Origin of the sequence: Enterobacter sp. MGH 16 (assembly GCF_000493175.1) — a bacterium.
GTDB lineage: Bacteria > Pseudomonadota > Gammaproteobacteria > Enterobacterales > Enterobacteriaceae > Enterobacter > Enterobacter roggenkampii.
Genome location: NZ_KI535695.1, coordinates 2,323,875 through 2,342,030 on the forward strand (window position 1 = coordinate 2,323,875; position 18,156 = coordinate 2,342,030).

Consider the following 18,156-nt stretch of genomic DNA (forward strand, 5'->3'; position numbering starts at 1 on the left):
GTTCTCCTGTTATTGATGACTGACGCTGAGTAACGGCGCACCGGCAATGACGGACGTTGCCGCCACGGTCGCCACCTCGCGATACTCGTCGCTGTTACTGATAATAATCGGGGTCGCCAGGTCGTATCCGGCATCGATAATCGCCTGTCGGTCAAACTCCAGCAGCAGATCGCCGGGCTGCACCTTGTCACCGACCTTCACATGGGCGGTAAACGGCCTGCCGTCGAGCTTCACGGTGTCGATACCCACGTGGATCAACACTTCAATCCCGCTGTTACTGAGCAGGCCGATGGCGTGTTTGGTCTGGAACAGCGAAGCCACCACACCGGCAAACGGGGCAACCACTTTGTTATCGGAGGGAATAATCGCGGCGCCGCTGCCCAGCAGGCCGCTGGCAAACGTGGTATCCGGCACCTGGTCGAGAGCAAGAACGGTACCGGTCATCGGCGATAGCACATCGTTTTCGCCCGCGGAGACCACATTCTCTGGCGCGGTGTTTCCTGGCATACCGGCGAGCAGCGTCAGGCCGCAGCTCAGCACCAGCGCCACCACCGTGCCGATAATGCCTCCCCACAGCGTGGCGTCCACGCCGCCCGGCGGAATCATCTGGGCGATGGTAAAGATATTGGCGAAGCCGAAGGAGTAAACGTGGGTGTCACTGAAGCCGACAATCGCCCCACCGATAGCGCCAGCCACGCAGCCAAAGATAAACGGACGGCGCAGCGGCAGGTTTACGCCATACACTGCGGGTTCGGTGATACCAAAAATACCTGCCGTCACGGATGAACCGGCCAGCATTTTCTGACGCGCATCGCGGGTACGCAGAAAAATGCCCAGCGCCGCCCCCACCTGGCCAAACACCGCAGGCAAAAGCATGGGCAGCATTGAGTCATGCCCCAGCACCGCCAGGTTGTTGATCATCAGCGGCACCAGCCCCCAGTGCAGGCCAAAAATAACGCAGACCTGCCACAGCGCGCCCATCGCCGCGCCCGCCAGCCACGGTGCCAGAACGTAAATAGTCTGATAGCCGTTCGCCAGCATCTGGCTCAGCCAGGTCGCCAGCGGCCCGATAACGAGGAAAGTCAGCGGCACGGTCACGCCCAGACAGATCAGCGGCGCGAAGAAGTTTTTCATCGAGGAAGGCAGCAGCCTGGTGCTCTGTTTTTCCAGCCAGCAGCTGACCCACGCGGCGAGAATAATCGGGATCACCGACGCGCTGTAGTTGAACCACGTGACGGGGATGCCCAAAAAGGCTTCCGATACCGCCCCCGGCTGCTGGCTGGCGTTAAATGCCGCAATCATCACCGGATGGGTGAGCGCCCCGCCGATCACCATGGTAATAAACGGGTTGCCGCCGAACTTTTTCCCGGCGGTATAGCCCAGCACCAGCGGGAAGAAGAAAAACAGCGCATCGCTGGCGGCAAACCAGATTTTATACGTGCCGCTCTCGGTCGTGAGCCAGCCGCAGACCACGGCCAGCGCCAGCAGCCCCTTCAGAATACCGGACGCGGCCAGAATGCCGATAAAAGGGGTAAAGATCCCGGAGACGATGTCAATCAGGCGGCCCAGCAGGTTCCCCTTTTCGCCCTTCTCTTCCACGACAGGGGCGTCGTCGGTCAGGCCTGCTTCATTGCGGACAGCCTGCCAGACGTCGTGAACGTGGTTGCCAATCACCACCTGAAACTGGCCGCCGCTTTCGACCACCATGATCACGCCCGGGTTTTTCTTGAGCCCTTCCGCATCCGCCCGTTCATTCTCTTTCAGTTTGAAGCGAAGCCGGGTCGCGCAGTGCACAAGACTGACGATGTTCTCTTTTCCGCCAACGTGGCCGAGAATATCCTTCGCTAACGCCTGGTATTCCATCTCGATTTCCTTACATCCGATGCCCGCAGGCACCTGTTGACTGAGTACAAAAATAAAAAAACCCGAGAACGACCTTCTGACGAAGGCCGCGCTCAGGTTTTGCCTGCGTGATGCAGTAACAATCCTGTTTTGAGGCTTAACGCCCCTCTTTTCTCACCCGCTCGATATGAATGGCGAGGAACATAATTTCTTCGGTTGTCAGCTCACGCTGATAGCTTTTGTTCAGGTGCTGTGCGATTTTCTCGGCGCATTTCCACGCCTTCGCGTAGTTGTCTTTGACTGCCGTATGCAGCGAGACATCGTCATCTTCCACCACGGTGCGGGTGAGCATCCGCTGGGCAAAAAACTTCAGGTGGGTGACGAAACGCTGGTAGCTGAGAGACTCTTCGTCATACTCAAGCTGCAGCTGATACTTCACCAGCTGCAGGATCTCCTGCATCACCCGCGTCACGTGCATCACCTCCGGCATTTCGCTGTTCAGCTGCGCGGTAACCAGATGCAGCGCGATAAAACCGGCCTCATCCTCCTCCAGTTCGACGTTAAGGCGTCTGGCGATAATGGCCCGCGCCTCCTGCCCTAACTGAAACTCCTTCGGATACAGCCGTTTAATATCCCACAGCAGCACGTTTTTGATGGCCAACCCGTTCTTCTGCCGCTCAATCGCAAAGTAGCAGTGATCGGTGAGGGTGATATACAAGCTCTCCTGCAGCTTGCCCAGCCGCTGCGCCGCCAGCCCGATGATGCGGTCGCAGGTGGTCATCACCTCCAGCGGAATTTGACTCAGCAGTTCTCCAAGCCGACGCACCAGTTCATCGCTTTGTAACGCAAACACCTTTTCAACCCGCGCGGTATCCAGCGCTTCACCGACGCGCTTCTGAAAGGCCAGCCCACGGCCCATCACCACCTGTTCGCGCCCGCGCTCATCCTGAACAACCACCACGTTATTATTGAGTATCTTGGCGATTTTCATCTGAACCCCAGAAACAAAAAAACCTGACCTCCGGCAGATGCCAGAAAATCAGGTTTTGCCTGCCTAAGCAGTAACAATCCAGTTCTGGCACTCTATCAGTTTCATTCGTAGCCTCAATGCGTCACGCGTCAGAAACGTGACGCGGATCGAACTTGCTACCGTGATATCAGAAGGTCACCACCGTTTTCAGCTCGGTGACCCAGGCATCCTGGGTGCGACTGACCCCGCCGGGATGGTGCCAGTACTGAATGCCAGGCTGCAGTTCAAGCCATGACACCGGACGAAAGCGGTAGTAAAACTCGCCGTTCAGGGAATGGCCCGGCACCGGGTGCCAGGCCGGATTGTTGTAGTCGCTCACGCCGCTCAGGCTGTTCAGGTAACGCTGGTTGCGGGCGTACTGGCTGCTCATATCAATCCAGGTTAAGCCAAAGCCAATCCAGTCTTCCGGTCGCGCATCAAACAGCCCGCGGTAGCGCAGCGAGGCGGCATAAACCTGATGCATGTAGTTAGTGCGCTGATCCGCAAGGCTCATGCTGAACGAGGAGCTCAACCCGCGATTCGGGTCATCCTGATGCTGCGTAAGCTGCTGGTTCAGCCCGGCGTACATGAACCAGGTCCGGCTGTGGGTATCGAATCCGTCCGGGTCCGTCGCGCCCGCCCCGCCGGATTTGCCGCGATAGAGATCGGTTTGCGGCGCGTTGGTAAACACCACGCCCAGGTTGTACGCGCCCGGCAGGCCGTTAATCAGCGGACGCGCTTCGATTTCAACCGGCAGTAAGACCCCTTTGCTGCCCTTCGTTGACCAGCTCCAGGCATGGCTGCGGCTGGCGGCCTGCGGATTCTGCTCCATCACGCCGCCTTTTAAGGTCAGCGTCGGCGTGAGTTTATAGGCAAGCGTGGTGCCCCAGGTATGCACGTTCCAGTTGTTCCAGGTCAGCGAGTTGGCTGACTTCCCGCCACACTGGGACAGCAGCTGGAAATCACAGGGGATAATTTGATCGAAGGTCTGCACCTTGTTCATCATCCCGATGCGCCAGGTCAGACGCCGGTCGTCAAAGCTGCGGGCAAAGGTCAGCCAGCCCAGACGGGTAATCGACTGCCCGCCCCAGCTCTCCTGGGTCAGATCGTTGAAGTTGACGCGCGGGTCCTGCACGCGTTTGGTGGTGAGATCGTCATTGTGGTTGCGGTTGACGATGTTCCCCTCGATACGCGCGTCCGGGATACCGGTCCAGCGCTCCAGATCCTGGTTGAAGGTCAGCGCGAACTGGTCAATATAGGCCACGTGGGAGTCGTGGTTATATCCGCCACCGCCGTTCCAGCCAATTTCATTCAGGTATCCGAGGTTATAGGTAAAACCGTTATCGTTAAGGATTTTACGTATGCCGAGCATTTCGCCCAGCACAGGCTCCGGCGGAGCTTCCAACCCTAATACCGTACCGTTCCAGTCTTGCGCCATCGACAGCGGGGATATCGCCAATAAGGCGAACGCATAGAGTTTATTTTTATATGCCATGATAACAACCTGTGATTGAGTATTGAGTGCGTAACCGGCCGCAGGAAATTTTTCTATTTCCTGTCGATATTTCTTTTTTTAAGAATCATTAAAAAGCGCTAAGCCAAATATCTCTCCTGCGTAAATGACAGGCAAAAAAAAACCTAAGCGCCCCACAGCGAAAATGCTGTGGAACGCTTAGGTTTTGCCTGTTAACCAGTCACAATCCTGCGTTGAAAACAGTGGCACCTTAACACCGTCGCGCCACGTTGAAAACCTGAACTGTTTTCTGTTTTAAAAAAGTGTGAGCAATTTAACGCTTATTATTTGGACTGAATCACCCGCGCAATATCAGCCGACGTCTGTAAAGTACGAATCTCCTGAAATAATTCCAGCGCTTCCTCGTACTCTTTGCGTAAATAACTCAGCCACTGCTTAATACGCGCGACGTGATACAAACCGGTATCGCCCTGCTTTTCCAGACGGCTGTATTTTTGCAGCAGCGTGACGACATCTGCCCAGGGCATACGCGGTTCGTTATATTTCACCACCCGGCTGAGGTTGGGCACATTCAGCGCGCCGCGGCCGATCATTACCGCATCGCAGCCGGTGGCCTGCAGACAGGCCTGCGCGCTCTCGTAATCCCATATTTCGCCGTTGGCGATCACCGGAATGGAGAGGCGTTTGCGGATCTCACCGATCGCCTGCCAGTTTATGCGATCGGCTTTGTAGCCATCTTCTTTAGTGCGGCCATGCACCACCAGCTCGGTGGCCCCGGCCTGCTGCACCGCATCGGCGATCTCGAACTGTCGGGCATCGCTGTCCCACCCCAGGCGCACCTTTACCGTCACCGGCAAATGCGCGGGTACCGCCTCGCGCATGGCTTTCGCGCCGCGGTAAATCAGCTCGGGATCTTTCAGCAACGTCGCCCCGCCGCCGCTGCCGTTCACCAGCTTCGACGGACAGCCGCAGTTGAGATCTACCCCGTAAGAGCCCAGCTCAACCGCGCGGGCGGCGTTTTCCGCCAGCCATTCCGGGTACTGGCCGAGCAGCTGAATCCGCACCAGCGTGCCGGAAGAGGTCCGGCTCTGGTTGTGCAGCTCGGGGCAAAGCCGGAAGAAGGATTTTACCGGCAACAGCATATCGACCACGCGCAAAAACTCCGTCACGCAGAGATCGTAGTCGTTCACCTCGGTCAGAAGCTCGCGCACGAGGGAGTCGAGCACGCCTTCCATTGGGGCCAGTAAAACACGCATAGCAGTACCTGTGAAAAAAGACGCGCTATAGTAGCCGCTCTCTATATCGCTGGGAAGCGCTTCTGTTCAGGCAGAAAGTCACCCGGCGTTGCCCCAACAATGGCGCGAAACGCCGCCGCAAATGCCGCCGGGCCGGAAAACCCCAGCATCCAGGCCACCTGCTTAACCGGGTATCCGTTGGCGAGGAGATCCAGCGAGGCACAAATCCTTGCGCGCTGTCGCCAGGCCCGGAAGCTAAAGCCGGTATCGTTGATAAACGCACGTGAAAATGTGCGTTCTGACATCGCGGCCCGTTCCGCCAGCCTTTCCAGAGAGAGATCCCAGAGATTGTTGGCAATGAGGTCACAGGCCACGCGATGTAAGCGCTCATCCACGGGCATCGGCAGTTCGGCTGAAATCTGCTGCGTCTCGCTGAGGATGTCGAGCAGCAAAACGGCCATGCTGCGCTGGCTTGCCGGCCGGTATTCCGCGCTGAACAGCCCGGCAATCAGCTCTTTGAACAACGCTGTGGCCATAATCACGTGAACCTCGTCTTTCCGCTTAAAAGGTTCGCATTGCGAAATCAGTGCCGGGCTAAACCAGACCGCGCGAAGCTCCGTTGCGGATAACACGCTGTAGGTATGCTCCTGAAAGGGAGGGATCCACAGCGCGCGCTGCGGCGGTATGACCCAGCGTTTGCTACCGGTTTCGACCAGCATGACTCCTTTGATGGCAAACAAAAGTTGTCCCTGCGAATGCTGGTGAGGCGGATCGACTTCGCCGCGCGTATAGCGAATTGCCCCTCTTGACCATCCGATAGCATCGTCGTGAATTGGCGTTTTATCGATAACGGTTGGCATTTCACATTCCTCCCTTCCTCTTATGATGCTGCTTGTACACGTAACCAGAGAGAGACGCAATGCACATCCATTTTATTATTCATGAACATTTCGAGGCGCCAGGGGCCTATGAAATCTGGGGGAAAAGTCGCGGCTGCAGTTTGAGCTACACCAGAGTGTATCAGGGCGATCCGTTACCTGAGGAGCTGGGGGGCACAGACCTGCTTATCATCATGGGAGGCCCGCAGTCACCCGCCACCACGCGTGAGGAATGCCCCTGGTTTGATGCGCAGGCGGAAAAGGCACTCATCAGCCGCGCGATAGAGGCAGGTAAAACGGTGATAGGCGTTTGTCTGGGCTCACAGCTTATCGGCGAAGCGCTGGGCGCCGCGTTTTGCCACAGCCCGGAAAAAGAGATCGGCAAATTTCCCGTCAGGCTCACAGATGCAGGCAAGGCGAACCCGCTGTTTGAAGACTTTGGCAGCGTGCTGAACGTCGGTCACTGGCATAACGACATGCCTGGGTTGACGCCGCAGGCTAAGGTTCTGGCTTACAGCGAGGGCTGTCCCCGCCAGATCGTGCAATACAGCGAACGGGTTTACGGTTTCCAGTGCCATATGGAGCTGACGCCGGAGGTGGTAGAGTTGCTGATTGAGCATTCGCAGAATGACCTTCGCCGCGCGGGTGAATTCCGTTTTGTCGAAACGGCGGAAAAACTCCGTTCGCATGATTATCGCGAAATGAACGAGGTGCTGTTTTCTTTTCTCGATAAGCTGACCGCCTGACGCTGATGCCTTCTCTGGCGCGTTACTTCGCCAGCGCAACCCCTTTCCTCTAAACTGTAGCCTGCACCAGTAAGGTGATACCGGACGTTCCATTCCGGAATGTCTGGTATGCTCAAAATTCATGATGTGATCCGTGGCACATTTTTAGGTTTAATTGTATGATGAATGCGTTTCAGCAAGGACTATCACCATGAGCAAATCATTGAACATTATCTGGCAATATCTGCGCGCATTCGTCCTGATTTACGCCTGCCTGTATGCCGGGATTTTCATCGCGTCGCTGCTGCCCATCACCATTCCCGGCAGCATTATCGGCATGCTGATCCTCTTCGTGTTGCTGGCGCTGCAAATCCTGCCTGCAAAGTGGGTCAATCCCGGCTGCTTCGTCCTCATTCGCTATATGGCGCTGCTTTTCGTGCCTATCGGCGTCGGGGTCATGCAGTATTTTGATTTGCTCAAAGCCCAGTTCGGCCCGATTGTTGTTTCCTGCGCGGTGAGTACGCTGGTGGTTTTCCTGGTGGTGAGCTGGAGTTCACATCTGGTGCATGGCGAACGTAACGTGATTGGGGAGAAAACAAAAAAATGATGGACAATATCTGGTGGTCCCTGCCGCTCACCCTTGCAGTCTTTTTCGCCGCACGTAAGCTTGCCGCGCGTTTCAAAATGCCCTTGCTGAACCCCCTGCTGGTAGCGATGGTGGTGATTATTCCGTTCCTGCTGCTCACCGGCATTCCTTACGAACGCTACTTTGCCGGCAGCAAAATCTTAAACGACCTGCTGCAACCCGCCGTTGTGGCGCTGGCGTTTCCTTTATATGAGCAGCTGCACCAGATCCGCGCCCGCTGGAAATCCATCATTACCATCTGTTTTGTGGGCAGCCTGGTGGCGATGATCACCGGCACGTCGGTGGCGCTGCTGATGGGCGCTTCCCCACAGATTGCGGCGTCAATCCTGCCTAAATCGGTGACCACGCCTATCGCGATGGCGGTTGGGGGCAGCCTCGGCGGCATTCCGGCCATCAGCGCGATGTGCGTCATTTTCGTCGGTATTCTCGGCGCGGTGTTTGGCCACACCCTGCTGAACGCGATGCGTATTCATACTAAGGCGGCACGGGGGCTGTCGATGGGCACCGCCTCGCACGCGCTGGGCACTGCCCGCTGCGCGGAGCTGGATTATCAGGAAGGGGCGTTTAGCTCCCTGGCGCTGGTGATCTGCGGGATTATTACCTCCCTGCTGGCCCCGTTCATTTTCCCGCTGATTCTGGCAGTGATGGGCTAAAATTTGCGATGCGTCGCGCAAATTTTATTTTGATTTCATAAGTTGCATACATAATGAGAAGTGGATCACATATAAAGCCCTGACGGCTCCGTAAACTACCGATCCATTAACCTTTATGAGGCAAACGCCATGCACCCACGTTTTCAAGCTGCTTTCGCCCAGCTTGCAGAGAATTTGCAGTCAGCCCTTGCTCCCGTTCTGGCAGATGCGCACTTCCCCGCCCTGCTGACCGCGGAGCAGGTCACGATGCTGAAACAGGCAACGGGACTGGACGAAGACGCGCTGGCTTTCGCACTGCTTCCTCTGGCTGCCGCCTGCGCGCGGGCCGATCTCTCCCACTTCAACGTCGGGGCCATTGCGCGCGGCGTCAGCGGCACCTGGTACTTCGGCGGCAATATGGAGTTCCTGGGCGCAACCATGCAGCAAACCGTTCACGCCGAGCAGAGCGCCATCAGCCACGCCTGGCTGCGCGGTGAAAAAGCGCTGAGCGCCATTACCGTGAACTACACCCCCTGCGGCCACTGCCGTCAGTTTATGAACGAGCTGAACAGCGGGCTGCAGCTGCGCATCAACCTGCCGGGTCGCGCGCCGCACACGCTGGCGGATTACCTGCCTGACGCGTTTGGCCCGAAAGATCTGGAGATCAAAACCCTGCTGATGGACGAGCAGGACCACGGTTTCGCCCTGTCCGGCGATGACCTGAGCCAGGCGGCGATTGCCGCCGCCAACAAGAGCCACACGCCGTACAGCACGTCCCCGAGCGGCGTGGCGCTGCAGTGTCGCGATGGCCGCATCTTCACCGGCAGCTATGCGGAAAACGCCGCGTTTAACCCAACGCTGCCGCCGCTGCAGGGCGCACTCAACCTGCTGAGCCTGAACGGCTATGATTATCCTGACATTCAGCGCGCCATTCTGGCAGAAATTGCCGATGCGCCGCTGATTCAGTGGGATGCCACTGCCGCAACGCTTAAAGCGCTGGGCTGTACAACGATTGACCGCGTGCTGCTGGCGTAACCCTTCCGGCGGGCAGAAATGCCCGCCAGTTTGTTGAAAAACCCCTCAGTTGAGTCGCTGTTTCTTGCGCTAACCAGGCGGGTAAAGTAGCCTGAGTTAAATTTCACCTTCGGTACGAGCCATCTGCATGTTAAAGCGCGTTTTTTACAGCCTGTCTGTCCTGGTCGGCATACTGCTGTTGATCGTGCTCGGCCTCGACCGCTGGATGAGCTGGAAAACCGCCCCCTATATCTTTGACGACCTGCAGGACCTGCCCTATCGTCAGGTTGGCGTGGTGCTCGGCACCGCCAAGTACTACCGCACCGGCGTCATCAACCAGTATTACCGTTACCGCATTCAGGGCGCGCTGAACGCCTACAACAGCGGCAAGGTGAACTACCTGCTGCTGAGCGGCGATAACGCTCTGCAAAGCTATAACGAGCCGGTGACGATGCGTAAGGACCTGATTGCCGCGGGCGTGGATCCTGCCGATATCGTGCTCGACTACGCGGGCTTCCGCACCCTGGACTCCATCGTCCGTACGCGCAAAGTCTTCGACACCAACGACTTCATCATCATCACCCAGCGCTTCCACTGCGAGCGCGCGCTGTTTATCGCCCTGCACATGGGCATTCAAGCGCAGTGCTACGCGGTGCCGTCGCCAAAAGATATGCTGAGCGTGCGCGTCCGCGAGTTCGGCGCCCGCTTTGGTGCCCTGGCCGATCTGTATATCTTTAAGCGCGAACCACGCTTTTTAGGCCCGCTGGTGCCGATTCCGGCGATGCACGAAGTGCCGGAAGACGCGCAGGGTTATCCGGCCGTCACGCCCGAGCAGCTGCTGGATATGCAGAAAAAAGAGAAATAACAGAGCCGCCTTTATACTTTATTTACGCCGGGCCTGACGCTTTTTATCTCCCCTTTACGTCGGCTCTTTTAAGCTGAGTTCACTGCCGCTACGGCTTCATTGAAGAATGACTATGAACTCGATAATGAATGCGTTTTTCCTCAAAAGTCTCCGCCCGTACTTTAACTTTCCCGGCTTATCACTCCCTGGCGCACTTAATTCTGGCCTCTGGCTGGATGAAAAAATTGACGCCCTGCAGCACAACGTTGCCGTGGAAGTGGCCGATTATCTGGAACGTTACCCGCAAACGAAACATGTTGACGTTTACCTGAACGATATCAACGGCACGATGCGCGGCAAGCGCCTCTCGGTAGAGAGCATGCTGAGCCTGGAAAAAGGCTGTTATTTTCCGCTTTCCGTCTACTCAATGGACCAGAAGGGAAACATCGCCGCCCCGCTTTATGATGAACCCGATCGGCTGTGCGTCCCGGTCGCCGGCTCTTTGCGCCCCTGTCCGCAGGATCCAGAGCACACCGCGCAGATCCTGCTGACGATGAAAGACAGCGACGGTAACCCCTGCCCGCTTGAGCCGCGCGCGATACTGCAGAACGTCGTGGCCCGCTTCCACCAGCACGGCCTCTTCCCGGTGATTGCCCCGGAAATCGAGTTCTATCTGACGGGACAGGGCGATCGCGATCCGCAAAATCAGGGCTGTTTTCATATGGATACCTCGTCGGCGCACGCGGCGCTGTTTGACGAGCTGGAACAGCTGGCGCACCTGCAGCGCATCCCGCTGTCAGGGGTGGTAGCGGAAGCCGAGTCCGGACAGTACGAATTAAACCTGAAGCACAGCCAGCGCGTCGTAGAGGTCTGTGATAACGTGCTGGCCCTGCGCCGCCTGACCCGCTATGTCGCTGAAAAGCACGGTCTTCAGGCCAACTTTATGGCTAAGCCGTTCAGCGAGCTTTCCGGCAGCGGTTTGCACATCCATTTCAGCCTGAACGATAGCCGTGGCGAAAACGTTTTTGCCTCCCCGGTGAACGCGCTGAGCAGTATGATGCGCTTGTGCATCGCGGGCCAGCTGGCGCTGATGCCCGCCTCCGTCGCCATTCTTGCGCCGGGGGTCAACGCGTTTCGTCGCCTGCGTAAAAACCTGACGGAACCCGTCTTTAACTCCTGGGGCTATAACACCCGCTCCGCCGCCTTGCGTATTCCCTGTTCGGATGATGGCAATCGTCGCATTGAGTACCGGCTGGCCGGGGCAGATGCGAATCCGTATCTGGTCACAGCCACTATCCTGACAGGCATGCTGTACGGGCTGGAACATATCGACGAGGGGGATCTCCCTGAGCCGCAGCACGACCAACCCGAACTGCCGCTGTTCCAGCAGGAGGCGATTGAGGCCTTTGCCCGCTGTCAGTATCTCACCGACAGCCTGGGCGACGCCTTTTCCGAACAGTGGGTCGCCTGCAAGCTTTCTGAACTCGACTGGTTTGAGCGGATTGTGACGCAGGAGGAGTCCCATCTGGCATAGGGCATAAAAAAGCCCGCTCGGTGAGCGGGCCGGGTATGGCGAGTGACGATTACTTCTTACGGGCGTACTTCAGTGAATCCAGCGCAACCGCGAAGATAATGATGGCGCCCTTGATGATGTACTGCCAGTACGGGTTCACGCCGATGTAGGTCAACCCGTAGTTGATGACGGTGAAGATGATCACACCGGTCACCACGCCGAGTACGGTACCCACACCGCCGCTGAAGGAGACGCCGCCCACCACGCAGGCTGCGATCGCATCCAGTTCGTACATGAAGCCAAGGTTGTTCGTTGCAGAGCCGATGCGGCCTGCTTCCAGCATCCCGCCGAAGGCGTAGAACACGCCGGACAGGGCATAGATGATGAGCAGGTTCAGGGCGACGTTTACGCCGGACACTTTCGCCGCTTCCGGGTTACCGCCGATAGCGAAGATATTTTTGCCAAAGCGCGTTTTGTTCCACAGGATCCAGACGAAGGCGACCGCAATCAGCGCATAGAAGGTAATATACGACAGGCGGAAGCTGCCCAGCGCGATAAACCCTTGCGTAAAGGTCGAGAAGCCGCTGTCAAAGCCCGAGATGGGCGAAGCACCGACGAAGTCGTAGTACAGGGAGTTGATACCGTAAACGATGATCATCGTACCGAGGGTGGTGATGAATGGCGTCACGTTCAGGTAGGCAATGATAATACCGTTGATCAGACCAATCACCGCACCAATGGCGCAGACAATCAGGATCACCACGAAAATCGGCATGGTGGCCATTTCCGGGAAGACCTTGTTGGCGTTTTCCATCGACTGCAGCAGGGTTGCCGCTATAACCGCCGCCAGACCTACCTGGCGACCGGCAGAAAGGTCCGTCCCCTGGGTCACGATCAGGCCCGCCACGCCCAGCGCAATGATAATACGCACGGAGGACTGGGTCAGAATGTTACTCAGGTTCAGCAGGCTTAAGAACGTAGGGTCCTGGAAAATGATGATTGCCAGCAAGACTAAAAGAACAACGTAAATACCGCCTTCTTTCAGGTAAGTGAGAAAACTTTTTTTATTTAACGCACTCATGAGGAGCCCCTGATCTTAAAGGTGCAAAGACGCAAGACGCAAAATTTCGTTTTGCGTTGTCGTTTTGGTGTCAACAATACCGGCGACGAGACCATTGCTCATAACCAGAATACGGTCTGTGATCCCTAACAGTTCCGGCATTTCGGAAGAAATAATAATGATCCCTTTATTCTTTTTCGCCAGCTCGGCAATCAGCTGATAAATTTCAAACTTCGCGCCGACGTCAATACCGCGGGTCGGCTCATCCAGCATCAGGATTTCGGGCTGCGTTAATAACCAACGGCCAATAATCACTTTCTGCTGGTTACCGCCTGACAGCGAACCAATCTGGGTGCGGTGGCCTGGCGTTTTCACGCGCATGGAGTCAATCACCCACTGGGTATCGCTTTTCATGCGGGAATTATCCAGCAGCCCGACTTTGTTTTTGTAATTGCGAATGTTAGAAATTAACGAGTTAAAGTTAATATCCAGATAAGCATAAATACCGGTCGAACGACGCTCTTCCGTCACCAGCGCAAAACCATTATTAATGGCTTCGTTGGCGTTGTGGTTATTGATTTTCTTACCGTGCAGCGTAATGGTGCCTTCGGCTTTCTCACGAATGCCAAACAGGGTTTCCACGATATCGGTACGCTTTGCCCCCACCAGTCCGGCAATCCCCAGGATTTCACCCTTGTGCAGGTCGAAGGAGACATCGCGGATAGACGGCTGACGTAACGAGGTCAGGTTGCGCACTTCCAGGATCACTTCGCCCGGCTTGTTCTCTTTATCCGGGAAGCGCTGGTTCAGGGAACGGCCGACCATCATGGCGATGATCTTGTCCATGTCCAGCCCTTCCAGCGGCTGCGTGGCGATCCACTGGCCGTCGCGCAGGATAGTGATCTCATCGCACAGCTGGAAGATCTCTTCCATTTTGTGGGAGATGTACACAATGCCGCAGCCGCGATCTTTCAGCTTACGAATAATAGTAAAAAGGTGGTTAACCTCTTTTTCCGTTAATGACGATGTCGGTTCGTCCATGATGACAATTTTCGCATCATAGGAGAACGCTTTGGCAATTTCGATCATCTGCATCTGGGAGACGGATAATGTTCCCACGCGGGCGCGCGGATCGATATCAATATCCAGCTCGTCGAAAATCGCCTTGGTGTCGCGATACATTTTGTCCTGATCGACAAAAACACCTTTGGTGGGATAACGCCCCAACCACATGTTATCCATGACTGAACGCTGCAGCACCAGGTTTAATTCCTGGTGAACCATCGAGATACCGTTTTCCAGTGCTTCTTTCGCTGAATGGAAATCGATCTCTTTCCCCTGAAAAAGAATGCTGCCAGAATCTTTTTGATAGATCCCAAAAAGACATTTTAATAATGTTGATTTACCCGCACCGTTCTCCCCCATTAAGGCATGAATAGAGTGAGGACGCACTTTTAAATTAACATTATCGAGTGCCTTAACGCCGGGAAATGACTTGTTGATACCGCTCATTTCCAACAGGTATTCACCGGATGACTGAGTTGTTGTGCTGACCATAATTATACCTTGTTGGCCTCGCATATCGCGTTATAAAAGGGCGCAACTCGTTGCGCCCAGTGAAGACAAGTTAACTCTTTTATTTACCGATAAACTCAGCCAGGTTGGACTGGTCTACGCCCACGTAAGGTACGCGAACGATTTTGTTGTCAATTTTCCAGTTGGTGCCATCTGCCGCACCTTTGCCATCGGCCAGGTTTTTCGCCAGATCGAAGGTGGCTTTCGCCTGGTTGTTGGCATCGTTCAGCACGGTACCGGCCATCGCACCGGATTTAACCAGCGCCAGCGCTTCTGGCAGCGCATCTACGCCGAATACCGGGATAGAGGATTTGTTGTGTGCTTTCAGCGCTTCTACCGCACCCATTGCCATCGCATCGTTGTTGGCGATAACCACTTCGATTTTGTTGGCGTTAGGGCCGGACAGCCACGCGTCCATCTTATCTTTCGCCTGAGCGGTATCCCACATCGCGGTATCTAACGCCAGCTGCTGGGTTTTCAGGCCCTTGTCGTTCAGCTCTTTGATAACGTAGGTGGTACGCGCTTCAGCATCCGGGTGGCCAGGTTCGCCTTTCAGCAGCACGAACTGAATCTGACCGTCTTTGTTCAGGTCCCAGTTCGGGTTCGCCGCCCAGTGTTTCGCGATCAGATCGCCCTGAATAATACCGGACTCTTTGGAGTCGGTACCGACGTAATACGCTTTGTCGTAGCTATCCAGCGCCTTACGGGAAGGTTCTTTGTTGAAGAAGACGATCGGCACGTTCTGGCCGCGCGCCTTTTCAATAACCGTGCCTGCTGCAGCCGGGTCAACCAGGTTGATGGCCAGGGCTTTCACGCCTTTCGCCAGCAGAACGTCGATCTGGTCGTTCTGTTTGGACTGGTCATTCTGGGAGTCGTTCATCAGCAGCTGAACGTCTGGCGCTGCTTTCGCATCTTTCTCAATCGCTTTACGCACAACAGACATGAAGTTGTCGTCGTATTTATAGATGGTCACACCAATACGGGTATCCGCAGCGTGCGCTGCTGCACCAAAAAGCATGCTTGCCATTACAGCAGACAGGGTCAACACCTTCTTATTCATGGTATCTCCGGTTTTTTTTATGCAGGGTAGTTCTTGTGAATAACGAGCGGCGGGCAGATGTTAATAAAACGTTACTGACAGCCGAGGTTCACTTATAAAATTTCTCTCTTCCGTGTTCGGTAACGCTCCAGAAATGCGTTTTATTCGTTGTTTGCGGCACATTGGCTATAGTGAAAGTGAATAATCACTGTTACATAGCGTTTCAGCCCCTAAAACGCTGACATCATAGTCAGCGCCTTGTTAAGATACTGTGAATTTACTCACAGATTGAAAACGGTTACATCACCACATGTAATCAGTTAGTGATCGGAACCACAATTTGCCGGGCCGCGACGGAGTGGCGACGCACTAAAGTCGGCATGAAACAGTGTGTTGCCCCCGGATCCAGCACGCCTGCGGCCCCCTGTAACGCCAGCTCAGTCGCCAGTTTCGCCATAGAGGCAATCGGGTAACGCACGGTTGTCAGCTGCGGGTCGGTGTAACGGGCAATCGGGATATCATCGAAACCAATGAGTGATAAATGCTGTGGCACCGCAATGCCGTTATCCTTCAGCGCCGTCAGGGCGCCTGCCGCCATGCTGTCGTTATAGGCAAACACCGCAGACAACTGCAGATTGCGGCCCAGCAGTTCCACCATCGCCGCTTCACCGCCCTGCATGTCCGGCGTGCCGGTTCCCACCCAGCTCTCGGATGGCGTAATGCCATGCTCTTTCAGGGCGTTTTGCCACCCCTCGCGCCGCAGTTCGTCATCTTCAATCGCGTGGCTGGAGGCCAGATAACCGATCCGCTGATGCCCGTTGTTGATGAGCATTTTCGTGGCCATCATGGCGCCGCTGACGTTATCCAGCCCGACGCAGCGGTGGGCATAGCCGGGGACGATGCGGTTGATCAGCACCATGCCCGGGATCTGCTCCATCAATCCGGTTAGCTCTTCATCGCTTAAGGCTTTTGAGTGAACAATCAAGGCGTTACAGCGCTGGCGGATCAGCACTTCAATGGCATGACGTTCTTTTTCCGCCTCATGATAGCTATTGCCGATCAGGACATATTTCTCATGCTGCTGGGCGACCATATCGACCGCTTTCACCAGTGCGCCGAAAAAGGCATCCGAGACATCCATCACCACCACGCCGATGGTGTCGCTGACCTGCGTCGCAAGCGCCTGGGCATTGGCATTTGGCCGGTACCCGAGCTGGGTCACGGCTTTCATTACGGTTTCTCGGGTTTCAGGGCTGACCAGCGCGCTATTGTTCAGCACGCGTGAGACGGTAGCCACAGAAACGCCCGCCTGACGGGCGACGTCACGAATGGTGATCATATTCACCATCCTTCAAAGGATTGCAGCAACTCACAGACACCCCCTGTGTTTAGCAAGGTGGCTATTTTGGCAGCGAGAGAAAGGGGACTACGTGAAGAAGCTCACAGTCATGAAAACGCTTACATCCGTTTTGTTAATGATTGTGATCCAGATCGTTATCTGGATGTATTTTTCAATGATATCCCTGAAGCACGTGCGGTTAACTGACGCCATACCCACTCCAGCGGTCCCTGGCGGAAATAGCGTAGCCAGAGAACAGAAAACGCCAGGTTTACTGCCCAGACCGGAATAACAAACGCCAGCAGCGTAAGTCGGTCGAATTTCATAAACAGGCCAAAGCGATAGAAAAGCGTGGTGCAGATCAGCGTTTGCAGGAGGTAATTGCTTAACGCCATGCGTCCCACGCAGGCGATAGCGCTGACCATCCACAGACGAGAAAGCGAGGGCCAGAAGCCGTAGATCAGCGCCGCGTAGCCGATGGTCTGGAACGGTGCGCTCAGTTCACGCGGCACTTGGAGCAGGAACGCGCACCAGCGGTAATCCCAGTGGATATGCCACTGCGCTATCACCGCCGGGAGGTTAATCAGCACGCCGAGCAGCACCAGACCGGCGCCTGTGCGACGATAGTGACGCAGGCTGAATTCCCCTTTCAGCCAGCCGGTGCGCATCAGTGACGCGCCCATCAGCATCATGCCCGCCAGCTGCCAGCCGTATTGCGCGCCCAGCGCGAGGAGGTTATCCCCCAGCATATCCGCGCGGTTGCTTATCGCTTCCGTACCGCCCTTCAGCTTCCAGAACTGTTCGTACTGCAGGTTAGCGGCATCCGGGATCCAGGCACGATTCGTCGTCTCCCCGGAGATCATCCCCAGCAGCAGCAGTACCCCAAGCCCCATGACATAGAGCATCACGCCGGTGTTGAACAGGCTTTTAACGCTGTGCGCATCGCGAATGAGGCGCCAGCAGATGAGCCCGACTAACCCATACGCGAGAAGAATATCGCCGTCCCAGAAGAACAGGCCATGGATAAAACCGAGGATAACCAGCAGCGTCAGGCGCGACTGGATCCAGCGCGTGCCGCGTTTGAGGAGAAGCTGCAGGCCTGCGCCAAACAGCAGGGCGAAGAGCGTAAGGAATTTGACCTGCGCAAAGAGATCGAGGATTGCCCAGGTCCAGGCATCACTGCGGGTAATGTCGCCATACCACGCGGGATTGAGATACGCCGCCTTCGGCAAACCGAAGGCGGTGATATTAAGCAGCAGGATACCGAGAATGGCGACGCCGCGAACAAAATCGAGCGTGACGTTTCGCTCCATGGTTCCTGCCCTGTCAGA

Annotated in this window: 15 protein-coding genes and 1 pseudogene; 6 read left to right on the forward strand and 10 right to left on the reverse strand. The window is 55.9% G+C overall.

Annotated elements, in window-relative coordinates:
• Positions 1 to 9: 9 nt before the first annotated feature.
• The 5 genes and pseudogenes from bglF to L362_RS11845 form a co-directional block, all read right to left on the reverse strand.
• Positions 10 to 1,975 (reverse strand): annotated as a pseudogene (gene bglF, locus L362_RS11865) (PTS beta-glucoside transporter subunit IIABC).
• 24 nt (positions 1,976 to 1,999) lie between these two features.
• Positions 2,000 to 2,833, reverse strand: a complete 834-nt coding sequence (gene licT, locus L362_RS11860; RefSeq protein ID WP_023344543.1) for a BglG family transcription antiterminator LicT — start codon at positions 2,831 to 2,833, stop codon at positions 2,000 to 2,002.
• Between the two features lie 166 nt (positions 2,834 to 2,999).
• On the reverse strand, positions 3,000 to 4,289 hold the full coding sequence (locus tag L362_RS11855) for a carbohydrate porin (RefSeq protein ID WP_369796357.1): 1,290 nt from the start codon (positions 4,287 to 4,289) through the stop codon (positions 3,000 to 3,002).
• 359 nt (positions 4,290 to 4,648) lie between these two features.
• On the reverse strand, positions 4,649 to 5,581 hold the full coding sequence (gene dusC / locus L362_RS11850; protein WP_008500912.1) for a tRNA dihydrouridine(16) synthase DusC: 933 nt from the start codon (positions 5,579 to 5,581) through the stop codon (positions 4,649 to 4,651).
• A gap of 41 nt (positions 5,582 to 5,622) precedes the next feature.
• A complete protein-coding gene (locus L362_RS11845) occupies positions 5,623 to 6,420 on the reverse strand; it encodes an AraC family transcriptional regulator (RefSeq protein WP_023344545.1) in 798 nt (265 codons plus the stop codon).
• A gap of 59 nt (positions 6,421 to 6,479) precedes the next feature.
• On the opposite strand from L362_RS11845, the gene L362_RS11840 reads away from it, so the two are divergent.
• From L362_RS11840 to L362_RS11815, 6 genes are all read left to right on the forward strand, one after another.
• Positions 6,480 to 7,184, forward strand: coding sequence for a type 1 glutamine amidotransferase (locus tag L362_RS11840; protein ID WP_023293812.1), 705 nt, complete (start codon positions 6,480 to 6,482; stop codon positions 7,182 to 7,184).
• Between the two features lie 190 nt (positions 7,185 to 7,374).
• Entirely contained in the window at positions 7,375 to 7,770 is a 396-nt protein-coding gene (locus L362_RS11835; protein ID WP_014884558.1) for a CidA/LrgA family protein, read from the forward strand.
• Positions 7,767 to 8,462: a CidB/LrgB family autolysis modulator gene (locus L362_RS11830; protein WP_008500916.1), complete on the forward strand. Its 696-nt coding sequence runs from the start codon at positions 7,767 to 7,769 to the stop codon at positions 8,460 to 8,462. Before L362_RS11835 ends, L362_RS11830 begins: the two co-directional genes overlap by 4 nt.
• Before the next feature lie 129 nt (positions 8,463 to 8,591).
• The gene (gene cdd / locus L362_RS11825) at positions 8,592 to 9,476 is read left to right on the forward strand and encodes a cytidine deaminase (protein WP_023344546.1); all 885 of its coding nucleotides are present in this window, start codon (positions 8,592 to 8,594) and stop codon (positions 9,474 to 9,476) included.
• 127 nt (positions 9,477 to 9,603) lie between these two features.
• Entirely contained in the window at positions 9,604 to 10,320 is a 717-nt protein-coding gene (gene sanA, locus L362_RS11820) for an outer membrane permeability protein SanA (RefSeq protein WP_008500918.1), read from the forward strand.
• A 124-nt stretch (positions 10,321 to 10,444) separates the two neighbouring features.
• Complete coding sequence (locus L362_RS11815) at positions 10,445 to 11,833, forward strand: glutamine synthetase family protein (protein ID WP_023344547.1); 1,389 nt, start codon at positions 10,445 to 10,447, stop codon at positions 11,831 to 11,833.
• A 49-nt stretch (positions 11,834 to 11,882) separates the two neighbouring features.
• Here L362_RS11815 and mglC read toward each other — a convergent pair whose 3' ends face one another.
• From mglC to yeiB, 5 genes are all read right to left on the reverse strand, one after another.
• The gene (gene mglC / locus L362_RS11810; RefSeq protein WP_008500921.1) at positions 11,883 to 12,893 is read right to left on the reverse strand and encodes a galactose/methyl galactoside ABC transporter permease MglC; all 1,011 of its coding nucleotides are present in this window, start codon (positions 12,891 to 12,893) and stop codon (positions 11,883 to 11,885) included.
• A gap of 15 nt (positions 12,894 to 12,908) precedes the next feature.
• A complete protein-coding gene (gene mglA / locus L362_RS11805) occupies positions 12,909 to 14,429 on the reverse strand; it encodes a galactose/methyl galactoside ABC transporter ATP-binding protein MglA (protein ID WP_008500922.1) in 1,521 nt (506 codons plus the stop codon).
• Positions 14,430 to 14,508: 79 nt separating this feature from the next.
• Positions 14,509 to 15,507, reverse strand: a complete 999-nt coding sequence (gene mglB / locus L362_RS11800) for a galactose/glucose ABC transporter substrate-binding protein MglB (protein ID WP_008500923.1) — start codon at positions 15,505 to 15,507, stop codon at positions 14,509 to 14,511.
• 295 nt (positions 15,508 to 15,802) lie between these two features.
• Complete coding sequence (gene galS, locus L362_RS11795) at positions 15,803 to 16,825, reverse strand: HTH-type transcriptional regulator GalS (protein ID WP_021241505.1); 1,023 nt, start codon at positions 16,823 to 16,825, stop codon at positions 15,803 to 15,805.
• 155 nt (positions 16,826 to 16,980) lie between these two features.
• Positions 16,981 to 18,138 carry a DUF418 domain-containing protein YeiB gene (yeiB, locus tag L362_RS11790; protein WP_023344548.1) on the reverse strand — a complete coding sequence of 386 codons (1,158 nt, stop codon included), beginning with the start codon at positions 18,136 to 18,138 and terminating at the stop codon, positions 16,981 to 16,983.
• Positions 18,139 to 18,156: the final 18 nt, after the last annotated feature.